General features: G+C 43.4%; 10 protein-coding genes. 8 read left to right on the top strand and 2 right to left on the bottom strand.

All coding sequences use genetic code 11. The annotated features are described in order from the left end of the window. Positions 1 to 45 precede the first annotated feature (45 nt). Entirely contained in the window at positions 46 to 387 is a 342-nt protein-coding gene (locus NAF01_RS13130) for a hypothetical protein (protein WP_222500610.1), read from the bottom strand. Positions 388 to 684: 297 nt separating this feature from the next. Here NAF01_RS13130 and NAF01_RS13125 point away from each other — a divergent pair, with 297 nt between their 5' ends. After that, positions 685 to 1,140: a S1 domain-containing RNA-binding protein gene (locus tag NAF01_RS13125; RefSeq protein ID WP_035329831.1), complete on the top strand. Its 456-nt coding sequence runs from the start codon at positions 685 to 687 to the stop codon at positions 1,138 to 1,140. Between the two features lie 106 nt (positions 1,141 to 1,246). Here the strand turns inward: NAF01_RS13125 and NAF01_RS13120 are convergent, their stop codons facing one another. Continuing rightward, on the bottom strand, positions 1,247 to 2,920 hold the full coding sequence (locus NAF01_RS13120; RefSeq protein ID WP_250800399.1) for a ribonuclease J: 1,674 nt from the start codon (positions 2,918 to 2,920) through the stop codon (positions 1,247 to 1,249). Between the two features lie 620 nt (positions 2,921 to 3,540). Here NAF01_RS13120 and proB point away from each other — a divergent pair. The 7 genes from proB to NAF01_RS13085 all read left to right on the top strand — a co-directional run bounded on the left by proB (position 3,541) and on the right by NAF01_RS13085 (position 12,585). After that, positions 3,541 to 4,671, top strand: coding sequence for a glutamate 5-kinase (gene proB / locus NAF01_RS13115; protein ID WP_222500607.1), 1,131 nt, complete (start codon positions 3,541 to 3,543; stop codon positions 4,669 to 4,671). Then, complete coding sequence (locus NAF01_RS13110; RefSeq protein ID WP_250800398.1) at positions 4,662 to 5,894, top strand: glutamate-5-semialdehyde dehydrogenase; 1,233 nt, start codon at positions 4,662 to 4,664, stop codon at positions 5,892 to 5,894. Before proB ends, NAF01_RS13110 begins: the two co-directional genes overlap by 10 nt. A 90-nt stretch (positions 5,895 to 5,984) precedes the next feature. Next, positions 5,985 to 7,679, top strand: a complete 1,695-nt coding sequence (locus NAF01_RS13105) for a sigma-54-dependent Fis family transcriptional regulator (RefSeq protein WP_250800397.1) — start codon at positions 5,985 to 5,987, stop codon at positions 7,677 to 7,679. Between the two features lie 183 nt (positions 7,680 to 7,862). Beyond that, positions 7,863 to 8,855 carry a 2-keto-3-deoxygluconate permease gene (locus NAF01_RS13100; protein ID WP_163145203.1) on the top strand — a complete coding sequence of 331 codons (993 nt, stop codon included), beginning with the start codon at positions 7,863 to 7,865 and terminating at the stop codon, positions 8,853 to 8,855. Positions 8,856 to 8,868: 13 nt separating this feature from the next. Then, complete coding sequence (locus tag NAF01_RS13095) at positions 8,869 to 10,176, top strand: four-carbon acid sugar kinase family protein (protein ID WP_250800396.1); 1,308 nt, start codon at positions 8,869 to 8,871, stop codon at positions 10,174 to 10,176. Beyond that, positions 10,163 to 11,170 (top strand): 4-hydroxythreonine-4-phosphate dehydrogenase PdxA, encoded by a 1,008-nt coding sequence (gene pdxA / locus NAF01_RS13090; protein ID WP_197215589.1) that lies wholly within the window; start codon positions 10,163 to 10,165, stop codon positions 11,168 to 11,170. Before NAF01_RS13095 ends, pdxA begins: the two co-directional genes overlap by 14 nt. A 155-nt stretch (positions 11,171 to 11,325) precedes the next feature. Next, the gene (locus tag NAF01_RS13085; protein WP_250800394.1) at positions 11,326 to 12,585 is read left to right on the top strand and encodes an ATP-binding protein; all 1,260 of its coding nucleotides are present in this window, start codon (positions 11,326 to 11,328) and stop codon (positions 12,583 to 12,585) included. Positions 12,586 to 12,632 lie beyond the last annotated feature (47 nt).

Below are 12,632 nucleotides of genomic sequence, written 5' to 3'. Positions count from 1 at the left end.
CGTTTTCAAGGTTTTACCGTTCATATTGAAGTTGAAAAGATTTTATTAGCTATTGGTGAAACCTTTTCCAACAACCGTTTTCTTATCTAAATCAAAGAAAACAGTAAGTTTCCCCGAAGAATCTGTCTCTGTATTATTAAAGGTGACTGAATAAACTTCGCCTTTGTCATAGTCCTTATCAATCAAAGATTTGTTCTCGCTATTAACAGTTACTTTCTCAACAACTGAATCTTTTGGACTTACTGGAATTAAATCTTTTTCTTCGTTCGTAAGACTATTAAACGCTGCCATTTCGATTGGTAATTCATTTTTAGAATCAAATAAATTACATCCAGTCAAAGTTATTGTTAATAAAAGCAGTATTGATATAGAAACCAACCTATTCAAATTATCCCTCCTCATTATTTAGTAGACGTTTTTATTGGATAGAAGTTTCGGTGTTAAAGTGTTTAATTTGATGGAAAACAAAATTAAACATTAAACTTCGACAAACGTAAGCTGACATTTCAAATAAAAAATGAACTTAACGGCCCAAAATGGGTTCAAATACATAAATTTCGCCCGAAAACAGGTTTTAACCCCCTTAATTCCGGGTAGAATATCGGGGGATATCACCGGCATTGAAATTATCTTTAAAAAAAGTTATAATAAGACGTTGTTAACACTACCGAGGGGGAAGTTTTTTTGTCAATCGAAATTGGAAGCAAGGTACAAGGAAAAGTAACAGGGATTACAAATTTCGGAGCTTTTGTCGAGCTGCCAGGCGGCACGACTGGTCTAGTTCACATCAGTGAGGTAGCTGACAGCTATGTTAAAGATGTCAATGATCATTTAAAAGTTGGCGATGAAGTAACTGTTAAAGTGCTTAGTGAGAAGGAAGGCAAAATTGCCTTGTCCATCAAAAAAGCAGTGGACAGACCAGAAGGCCAATCTTCTTATTCACAGCGCCCACCGCGCCAGGGAAGAGATGATCGCCGCGGCGGTGGTTCAAGAGATTTCCGTTCAAAAGGAAACTTTAAGCCGAAGGAAAGCTTTGAAGACAAAATGGCAAAATTCTTAAAATCGAGTGAAGAAAATATTTCTTCATTGAAGCGCAATACTGAAGGAAAGCGGGGCGGCCGAGGCGGACGCCGCGGATAAGCAGCCCTTTAGATAATGGGAAACTCCAATCAGGAGGAAAGTTTCCTGACTGATTGTGCGTTATCCTGTGATAAAGGCAAGCCTTTTAAGGCTTGCCTCTTTTCGTTTAGATTTCAATAATGATCGGCAGGATCATTGGTTTACGCTTTGTTTTTTCAAATAAAAACTGTCCAAGTGATTTTTTGATGCTCTGCTTGATGACATTCCACTGGCTTTTATCCTGTTCAGGAAGCTCGTTGACGGTCTTTTCGGCAATCCGGTTTATGTCTCTCAGCAGGTCTTCGGATTCCCGTGCATAAATAAAGCCCCGGGAGATTGTATCCGGCCTTGATATCATTTTTCGTTCACTCTTGCTCATGGTCAGCACGATCACAAGCATGCCATCTTCGGAAAGCTGCTTCCTGTCGCGGAGCACAATGCTGCCAATATCACCGACACCCACTCCATCCACATAAGTATCACCTGCAGGGACCCGCCTTGTCTGACGTGCTTCCCCGTTTTCAATATCAACGACATCCCCATTTTTAATGATAAAAGTGTTCCCCTTTTCAACACCGATCGATTCAGCAAGCAATTTATGATGATGAAGCATTCTGTATTCACCGTGAATAGGGATAAAATATATCGGCTTCATCAATGTGAGCATGAGCTTTAAATCCTCCTGGTAGCCGTGCCCGGACACATGCATTCCTGTGGAGCTTCCTGAACCGTAAATCACTCTTGCTCCCAGTTTAAACAGGTTGTCAATGATTTTAGAAACATCCCGTTCGTTCCCTGGGATTGGGGAGGCAGCCAGAATCACCGTATCTTCAGGATGAATTTCAGCGTCACGATAATTTCCGGAAGAAAGGCGTGAGAGGGCAGCCATCGGCTCACCCTGGCTGCCGGTACAAAGTATGCAAACCTTTTCAGGAGCGAGATTCATGGCCTCTTTTGGGTTGATGATCATTCCCTCTGGTACGGTCAGATACCCTCGTTCAATGGCTACATCCACCACATTCACCATGCTTCGGCCAAGCAGGACAAGCTTCCGGTTTGCTTTAATGGCCGCAGTGACCACCTGCTGGACACGGCTAACATTGGAAGCGAATGTGGAGATGATGATTTTGCGGGGTGCTTTCATAAATGCTTCCTCAATGTTCTCCCCTACAATATGCTCGGTAGGCGAAAAGCCGGACCGCTCTGCGTTTGTGCTTTCTGAGAGAAGTGCGAGGACTCCTTCCCGCCCGATCTCAGCCATCCTGTGGATATCAGCATGCTCCTGATTTACAGGTGTCAAATCAAATTTAAAATCACCGGTATGGACGACATTTCCTTCTGGTGTTTTAAACACAATTCCCAAACAGTCCGGTATGCTGTGATTCACTTTGAAGAAGCTGACGGCTATCTCACCAAAATCAAGTTTAGTATCAGAATCAATGGTGATCAGCTCGGAGTCACCAAGCAGGCGATGCTCCGTTAGCTTTAATTCAATGAGGCCCAGTGTAAATCGCGTGGCATACACAGGCATATTAATTTTTTTCAGAAGATAGGCAACTCCGCCGATATGATCCTCGTGTCCATGAGTGACAATCAGGCCTCGTATTTTTTCCCTGTTTTCCTCAAGGTAAGTGATATCCGGGATGATCAGATCAATCCCCAGTAATGTCTCATCAGGAAATTTCCCCCCGGCGTCTATCACGATAATATCGTCATCATATTGAATCACATACATGTTTTTGCCAATTTCATTGATGCCGCCAAGAGAAAAGAGGGATAACTGCTTTCCGATTGACTCCATATGTACATCCTCCCGTTAGTCTTTTTTCTTAGCATTCCCGAATGGGCGTGCATTATCATGGGATTGCACCTTAACGGCAAAATAAGAATTTTACCCCTTTAAATCAGCAAATTAATCATTGACATAAAATACTGAAGCATGCATAATAATTCTAATCTTATGAAAATACCAACAGCATTGACAGGGAATCAGTAAATAGAACTCAGGCAAGAAGAGAGCGGGATTCACCGGCTGAAAGGTCCTGCAGCCTGCAAAGCTATTGAACCTAGCCCTTGAGCTGCCAGGCAAACCTGGCCGAATTTCCGGCGTTATAGGATTTTTAAAGCGGGCACTTGCAGTGTGGAGTGCCAATGAAGGTGGTACCGCGAAAGACAAAGCTCTTCCGTCCTTTTTTTAGGGATGGGAGGGCTTTTTTTATCGCAGTCTAACGGGCAGTAAGACCCCCACTTCAAGACTCAGAGGAATCAAAGGAGGATAAGTAGGGGTCAAACTGCCCGTAAAGGCCCGATTGGTTCAACTAACAATCAGTGGGGGATAGGAAAACCCCCACTGATTGAAGTTTCACTTTATTCCGCTTCATGAAGCGGGCGAACGTTTTTTAACTTAAGGGTGGTGTCTGAGTGAAGAAGGAACGGATTGTTGTGAAAATTGGAAGCAGTTCGCTGACTAATAACAATGGCGGATTGTGCATGGAAAAGCTGGAGGGGCATGCAGCTGCCCTTTCGCGGCTGAAGGAGAAGGGGCATGAAGTTATTTTAATTTCATCCGGAGCCGTTGCTGCAGGGTTTGCGGATCTTGGCTATCCTTCACGCCCGGTGACCATAGCCGGAAAACAGGCAGCCGCCGCAGTGGGCCAGGGGTTATTAATGCAGGGATATACGGAAGCATTCAAAAAGCATGGCATCGTTGCAGCGCAGTTGCTGCTGACTAGGCAAAACTTCCTTCACAAGGAGCAATATCAAAATGCACATGCCACATTGTCTGAACTATTGAAGCGGAATGTACTTCCGATCATTAACGAAAATGATTCTGTATCAATTGAGGAGCTGGCCTTTGGTGATAACGATATGCTGTCAGCACTTGTCTGCGGGCTGGTACAGGCACACCGCCTGATCATCCTGACAGATGTGAATGGAATTTATGATTCCAATCCCCGCACAAATTCAGAAGCAAAAAAGTTCAATTTTATTTCAGAAATAACCGAGGAATTGATGAATGCTGCTGCAGGGTCAGGCTCAAAGGTGGGAACCGGCGGAATGGTGACAAAGCTTGCGGCGGCAAGGACAGCTCTTGCACTGGGTGTGCAGGTTTTCATAGGTGTGGGGCATGGTGAGGAAAAGCTGATTGAGATCCTTGAAGGCAAAGGGGATGGGACTTATATCGGTACGGGGTCACAGCCGAGTGTCAAAACCTCCAAGCAGTGGCTTGCGCTGCATTCTGTTCCGAATGGGAAAATTGAAGTGGATCACGGTGCTGCACAGGCCATAGTAACTCAGGGAAAAAGCCTTCTGCCTGCAGGTGTGACCAGCATAACAGGCCATTTTCATATTCAGGATGTAGTGGAAGTGATTGGCCCAAAAGGGGATTTGATCGGCAAGGGGCAGGTTAACTTCTCATCCGATGAGCTTCGGGCCATTAAAGGGCTATCCAGTGCGGAAGCCATGCAGCTGGCCGGGAGTGACAGCCGGGTTGTCATTCACCGGGATCACTGGGTAACCCAGAAAAGAAAGGAGAAAAGTTCATGGAGTTAATTCATAAAGGCCAAAAAGCGAAAAAGGCAGCGGCAGAGCTGGCGAAAAAGACAACACAGCAAAAAAATCGTGCGCTCGAACTGATCTCAGGACAGCTGATGCAGGAAAAGAATTTTATTTTAACAGAAAATAATAAGGACCTGGACGAAGGAAGGAAAAATGGAATGAGCGATGCTTTATTGGACCGTCTGCGGTTAAATGAAGCCCGCATTGAGGATATGGCAGACGCACTTCTCCAGCTTGCCCGGCTGGAAGATCCAGTTGGGGAGATTATTTCCGATTGGGAACGCCCGAACGGGCTTGAGATAACACAGGTCCGGGTCCCGCTTGGAGTTGTCGGCATGATCTATGAAGCGCGTCCCAATGTAACGGTCGATGCATCCAGCTTATGCTTGAAGACAGGCAATGCTGTTATGCTGCGAGGAAGTTCTACTGCTATTCATTCCAATAAAGCGATTGTGCAAGTGATTCATCATGCTTTGGATAAGAGTGACCTGCCGCGTGAAGCGGTTCAGCTTATTGAAGATACAAGCCGGGAAACTGCATCAGCTATGTTCAGGCTGAACGATTACCTGGATGTCCTGATCCCGCGGGGAGGAGCAAAGCTGATTCAGACAGTTGTTGAACAGTCCACAGTCCCGGTGCTTGAAACTGGTGCCGGCAATTGCCATATCTATATTGATGAAAGTGCTGCTAAGGAAATGGCGGTTAGCATAGCGGTTAATGCCAAAACGCAGCGTCCGTCCGTTTGCAATGCCTGCGAAACAATCCTTGTTCACAGAGAGTGGGAGGGGCTGACCGATCTTGTGAATGCACTAATGGAAAAAGGGGTTGTGATTCATGGGGGGGAAGGTGTCAGCGGGGAAGGAATTATCCCGGCCGTGGAAGAGGATTGGGCCGCTGAATATTTAGGGTTGGAAGTCGCAATGAAAGTGACGGAAAGCTTGGACGAGGCCATTACTCATATCAACCGCTTTGGGACAAAACATTCTGAAGCGATTATTTCATCAAACCCGGAAAATGTGCAAAAATTCCTGAATGAAGTCGATGCAGCGGCAGTTTACCATAATGCATCCATCCGTTTCACAGATGGCTTCGAGTTTGGGTTCGGAGCTGAAATCGGCATCAGCACCCAAAAGCTCCATGCCCGTGGTCCGATGGGGCTGCCGGCACTGACATCGACGAAATATATTGTGAAAGGGAATGGGCAGGTGAAGAAATAAGCTGCCATAACTTTTTAAAACTCTTGACCTATTTTCCTATTTATTGGTGCCGCTTAGAAATGAATGGTAAGATACATTTAGGTGAATGCGATGAAAATAAAGACATTATTTATTGCTCCTTATCCTGCTATGCTTCCATTAATTGAGGAATGCAGGAAAGAGGAAAAAGAACTGGACATTAAAATAGCAACTGGAAATCTGGGGCAGGCACTCCCCCATGTGTATAATGCCGAATCTGAAGGTATTGATATGATCATCAGCAGAGGTGGAACCGCAAAGCTGATCCAACAGGAAACAAATATCCCTGTTATCGATATTCAGGTATCCGGGTATGATATGCTTCGGGTGTTAACCCTTGCCAATGATTTTCCAGGTAAGAAAGCGATTGTGGGCTTTTCCAACCTAACGCTTGGCGCCAAAACGATTACTGACATATTGGATATAGGTATAGAGGTTTTTACGATTCAAAAGGAAGAGGAAGTAGAAACCCTTGTCCTGGAACTGAAATTCAAGGGCTTTGAATTGATCATGGGTGACGTTGTAACCATGGAAGCTGCCGCTAAAGCAGGTCTCGAGGGAATCCTGATACAATCCGGCCGTGAAGCAATCTTTGATTCGTTCCAAAAAGTGAAATCCGTGTATCATTCTTTTCGCAGAAAACAGCAGGAAAACGACCTGCTTCGGGCAATCATAAAGAAGAATACTGATAATATTATCATTTTGGACAGTAATGCTGAATGTGTCTTTGAACAATGGAATACTTTTTCCTCTCCTCCCATTCTCGTAAGTGATATACAGAGTCTTGTACACCGGAAGGGAAATGCAGAGTCTGTTGAAATGATAGAAGGTATTAAGGGAGATATGCTTAAAGTTCAGGTTTCGAACCTTGAAATTGCGAATGAAATCTATACTCAATTCATTATTAAAGAGCTTAATCATATGAAGAGTTCTTCAGAAGATCTTAACGTGGAAACAGTGTCACAGCTGCCGATGATCATCAATGAGAGTGAAGCAATGAAAGATTGTCTGGCTGCTATTTCTGCAGGAATAAACCGAAATTTATGGCTTTTAATTGGTGCTGCCGGCACTGGAAAAGGATTATTAGCGCGCTATATCCATTACTTAAAGCATCAGGGGGCCGGTTTGCTGCTTTCTATACATGCAAAGGAAACAAGAAGAGGTTTGGATTCCTATGATGACGACGTCCGATCTATATATGTTTACGGCGCTGAGGACATATCAGCAGAAGAGAAGCCCCATCTGTTAAAGCAGTGTCAAAGCTGGGCAGAATCAGGGAAAGAAGTAATTCTGTCCCTGCCCAGTGAAATGCAGGAGTACTATTCCCTTCTTTATAACGAAGAAGCTGTTCGCATCTATATCCCCTCTTTATTAGAACGCAAGGATGATATAAGAGCTTTAACAGCTTACTTTATTGCCCATTTTCATCAGCAGTATGGAACCTCTGCTGTGAAAATCAGGGAGGATGCGATGGAGCTGCTGGAGCAATATAAATGGCCTGGAAATACGGCTGAGCTGAAATCATTCCTTTTTGATGTCTTAGCAGCTGAGAAAGGTTATACCATCAGTAAAGAGACTGTTTCAAGACAGCTGAATCTGAAGCACAGGCCAGTTCAAATTGAAGACAGTCTGTTAAATGGAACATTGGATCAGATTGAAAAACGAATTATCGAAGCAGTTATGGAAGAGGAAAACCAAAATCAAACAAAGGTGTCCAAACGGTTAGGCATTAATCGGTCGACATTGTGGAGGAAGCTGAAGCAGTAGTATTCAGCTTCTTTTTTTATTATCAAGTGTTTAAAAATGCAACAAATAATATAAATCTAGAAAATACCAAACTATTTTTCTGTAAAAAATGTTGTATTTTGCAGTGAAAGCGTTTAATATAAACCTGTAATCGTTTTCATTTGTGTTTAAAATTGAAACATATATAAAGGGGATGTTAAAATTATGAAGATCAAAGCAACTCTTGAACGAATTCCAGGCGGGATGATGGTAGTTCCGTTGCTAATTGCAGCAATACTTAATACTTTTGCGCCTGATTTACTCCGTATCGGAAATTTTACTCAAGCATTGTTTGTTGACGGTGCATCAGCTTTAATCGCTTTATTCCTGCTATGTACAGGTGCTCAAATTAACGTAAAATCATTTGGTGTTTCAATAGGAAAAGGGGCAACCCTTTTAGCTACGAAGTGGGTAGTAGGTGCGGCATTCGGGTTAATCGCTTACATGTTTGCAGGTGAAAATGGCCTTTGGCTGGGTTTGGCTCCAATTGCAATTATTGCAGCTATGACGAACAGTAATGGCGGCCTATTCGTCGCACTTGTCGGCCAGTATGGGAGCAAGGAAGACCGTGCAGCTTATTCATTGCTGGCACTAAATGACGGTCCGTTTCTAACAATGGTGGCCCTATCCATATTTGGTGCTATGGGCTTTGTTGATGGCATGTTCTCACTGCAATCCTTCATTGCCGTACTGCTTCCAATCCTGGTTGGTATGGTATTGGGTAACCTGGATGAAGAAATGCGCGGATTCCTTGATAATGGAAGCTCCATGCTCATTCCATTTTTCGCTTTCGCCCTTGGAATGGGGATTGACTTCGGTGCCATTGTAGAAGGTGGTCTATCAGGTATTATCCTTGGCCTGTTAACAGTATTCGTAACGGGTACAGCTGGGTATCTAGTGTTCAAAGCCTTTAAGTGGAATCCAATTGTAGGTGCTGCTGAAGGTTCAACGGCCGGAAATGCTGTAGCAACACCAGCTGCCATTGCAGCCGCAAGCGCCGGGTTTGCGCAGTATGCTGAATTGGCGACAGTTCAGGTTGCTGCATCTACTGTGACAACCGCAATTCTGCTTCCGCTCTATATAGCGTTTTTGGTTAAGCGTCTAGAGAGAAAAGGTTATGAGTTTAATGAAGGAAAACTGAAGAAAGTTAATGGTTAAGGATGTGGTTCTTGTGTCTGAAAAAATTGGCATTATCGCGGATGATTTGACTGGCGCTAATGATTCAGGAGTGCAGCTGGCGAAAAAAGGGCTGACTGCCACTGTTATGATGGATCTTACCGGGAAAAACATTCAATCTGACCCTGATGTCTTAATTGTGGATACGGACAGCCGTGCAAAAACACAAGAAGAAGCATATGAAGCAGTAGAAAAAGCTGCTTCTCTTCTTTTTGAAAAAGGCTATGCTCATGTCTATAAAAAAGTGGATTCAACTTTGAGAGGAAATATATCAGCTGAACTGGCAGCGCTTGAAAAGGTATATCAGCCGGAAATCGTTGTTATTGCCCCAGCATTTCCCAAAATGAATCGTACAACGGTATCTGGACATCATTATGTAAATGGTGAACTGATCACAGAAACAGAGTTTGGAAGGGATCCAAAGACACCTGTAACGGAAAGCTTTCTTCCTCACATGTTAAAAAAGGATGCAGGAATGGATATTGCATTGCTTGATCTGGCTTTGATCCGCGGGGACAAAGCAAAACTCCTTAAATTCATTGAAGAAGTTTTAGCGGCGGGTAAGAACTGGATTGTATGCGACAGTGAAAGAGAAGAGGATCTGCAGGTAATTGCCGAGATTTTCACAAGCCTTCAGAAAAAAACGGTTTGGACTGGTTCTGGTGCTCTAGTTGAATATTTACCCGAAGCATTAAAGCTTAAATCTCATAATGAAAATGCTCATGAGGAAAATAACATCAGGAAAACACTCACAGTTTCAGGGAGTCTGTCACAGGTTACAAGAAAACAGCTTTCCCGGATTAGAGAAATTGATCAATCTTATTTCGCAGAAATCAATCCTATCCAATTGGTTGATCAGTCAATAGATTTTGAAGAAGTCATTGAGAAAATTGGACAAAATCAGGATAATACCCATTTTGTTGTTTATGTAGATTCTTCCGATCAGAATCGGGATGCAGCCCGTATAGCGGGAGAGGCAATAGGATTATCAGGGAATGAGATTGGCGAACGGATTGCCATGGGACTGGGGAAAATTGCAAACAGACTTGTAAATAAGTTCCCGGAACTCGACGGCTTGATTTTAACAGGCGGGGACATTGCAAAAGCTGCTTGTTCAGAATTGGGTATACAGGAAATGGAGCTCTATGCAGAAATAGAGCCGGGTCTCCCTTTTGGCCGGCTGCGCAGCAGGAAAAAAGGCTATTGGGCTGTAACAAAAGCAGGGGGATTCGGCAATGAGCAATCCCTGGTGAATGCAATACATTATATGACAAGAAAGGTTGAGTGCAATGAGTCAAACTAAACCAGTAGTAGGCATTACAATGGGGGATGCAGCGGGGGTAGGACCGGAAATAATTTTAAAAAGCCTTGCCGATGCTGAAATGTATGAAATAAGCAACCCGCTTGTCATTGGTGATAAAAAAATTTTAGAGCGGGCCAAATCATTTGTTAACAGCGGGCTTGTTATTGAAGCGGTAAGCGCAGAGCAATTACGCGAGATCCCATATAAGCATGGGGTAGTACATTGCCTTGATTTGGACCTTCTGCCGGAAGACCTCCCAATTGGGCAGGTGTCTCCGGAGGCTGGGAACGCAGCATTTCAATACTTAGCCAAAGCGATCGAAATGGCAAAAGAAAATCGGATTGATGCGATCTGTACTGCACCTTTAAACAAGGAAGCATTACAAAAGGGCGGCCATATGTATCCAGGCCATACAGAGATTTTAGCGGATTTGACCAATACGAAAGATTATTCCATGATGTTATCCGCACCAAACTTAAGAGTTATCCACGTGACAACACATGTCGGAATTATTGATGCAGTAAAAATGATCAACCCGGAAAGAGTGTATCACGTACTGAAGCTGGCTCATGACACATTGAAAAAAGCCGGCATCGAATCACCTAAAATCGCTGTTTGCGGAATCAATCCTCATGCAGGCGAAAATGGATTATTCGGATATGGCGAAGAGGAAGAAAAAGTCGTTCCTGGAGTAGAGAAAGCACAGGCAGAGGGGATTAATGCTATAGGGCCGCTGCCGGCTGACACATTATTTTTCAGAGCTGTGCGAGGCGACTTTGATATTGTCGTAGCCATGTATCATGATCAGGGGCATGGGCCAGTTAAGGTATTAGGGCTGGATGCCGGGGTTAATATCACAGTCGGCCTTCCCATCATCCGTACAAGCGTTGATCATGGTACAGCCTTTGATATTGCCGGAAAAGGCATAGCTGACGAGAAAAGCTTAATGGAGGCAATGCGTCAGGCAGTAGAGCTTGCTCCAAAGAATAAATAGGCTTAATTTAACCTGCCCGGGGATTATCAGGCTTCCCTAGGCAGGTTTTTTTAATCGAATAATGCTGATTCTATTATTAATAAATTTTAAAAATTGATATCGTTACCCTCCCGCTTAATGCTAAAATAATAGAAAAACACAAAAATGAGGACTATATGAGTAAACGGACAGGTCAAATTTCACTTGTGATTATTTCGGTTCTATTTACCTCTTATCAAACCATTTTCTCGCATGAAACGTTTTTTACTTTTGATTTTTTTCTATTTACAGGTATTGCCTGGTTTGTAGGCTGGCAGTTTGACAAAAGCAGGTACTATGCAGAAAAAGCGCGGGCCAGCGAGGAAAGCTATAAAATGCTTCTGGAATCACTTCCCGTTTCCGTGCTCATACATAAGGACTTTGAGATCTTGTATGCAAACTCCGCTGCAGTCACCGAATTGTCGGCAACAAATAAAGCTGCATTAATTGGCAGGTCGCTACTTGATTTTATTGAGATGGACTATAAAGGCCGTTTGCAGGAACGTTATCAGTACATAAAGGCAGAGAAGCAGCTTTTAAACAATATAGAATATAAAATAAAACGTTTTGATGGAACCACTAGATTTTTCGAGATTTCATCGCTTTGTGTCGGATTTGAAGGAAAAGAGGCCGTACTTTCGATAGGAACAGATATTTCGGATAAAAAAGAAGAACAGGAAAAGCTCCTGCGAAAATCAGAAAAATTGGCACTTCTGGGGCAAATGGCAGCCGGAATCGCACATGAAATCCGTAATCCTCTTACCTCGATCAAAGGGTTTGTTCAGCTTTTTAAATCCAGCAGCCAAAAAGAAGAGTATTTTGATATTGTGCTTTCGGAACTGGATCGCATTAATGGAATTGTCGGTGAATTTTTAGTGCTGGCCAAGCCGACTGCAGACATTTTTGAAAAGCAGGACCTGACAAAATTAATCAGTGAAGTGATTCTCCTGAGCAATACCCAGTCTATATTAAATAACGTCGAGATAATAGTAGAAAATAATTTTCATGCCCCAATGATTTATTGTGAAAAAAACCAATTGAAGCAGGTATTCCTGAATATTATTAAGAATGCGATTGAAGCAATGCCAGACGGCGGCCAATTAAGGATTAAAGTCATGAAAAAGACCGGCAATACAATTTCCGTTCAATTCATAGATCAAGGGGTAGGCATTTCGGAAGACCGGATTCCAAGCCTCGGGGAACCCTTCTATACAACAAAGGAAAAAGGAACCGGGCTGGGTCTAATGATTTGCTATAAAATTATCGAAAACCATAATGGCCGCTTAACCATCGAAAGCAAAGTTGGGGAAGGCACGAAGATTGAGATAGAACTCCCATATGAGGGGGATTCGATACAGGCAGAAGGTAATCAAAACCGGAACAGCGTTTTGATTTAAATAGTTGAGCGGGGGCTGACAGTGCATGGAAATGCGCTGTTTTTTTT

Source organism: Cytobacillus firmus, assembly GCF_023657595.1.
GTDB classification, from domain to species: Bacteria; Bacillota; Bacilli; order Bacillales; family Cytobacillaceae; genus Cytobacillus; species Cytobacillus firmus_B.
This window is presented reverse-complemented; position numbering and strand designations above follow the sequence as displayed.

Bases quoted from the DNA above. Each gene is read 5' to 3' on its own strand.
- NAF01_RS13105 (WP_250800397.1), top strand. From the start codon at position 5,985: ATGAAAATAAAGACATTATTTATTGCTCCTTATCCTGCTATGCTTCCA.
- NAF01_RS13120 (WP_250800399.1), bottom strand. From the start codon at position 2,920: ATGGAGTCAATCGGAAAGCAGTTATCCCTCTTTTCTCTTGGCGGCATC.
- NAF01_RS13085 (WP_250800394.1), top strand. From the start codon at position 11,326: ATGAGTAAACGGACAGGTCAAATTTCACTTGTGATTATTTCGGTTCTA.
- NAF01_RS13100 (WP_163145203.1), top strand. From the start codon at position 7,863: ATGAAGATCAAAGCAACTCTTGAACGAATTCCAGGCGGGATGATGGTA.
- pdxA (WP_197215589.1), top strand. From the start codon at position 10,163: ATGAGTCAAACTAAACCAGTAGTAGGCATTACAATGGGGGATGCAGCG.
- NAF01_RS13110 (WP_250800398.1), top strand. From the start codon at position 4,662: ATGGAGTTAATTCATAAAGGCCAAAAAGCGAAAAAGGCAGCGGCAGAG.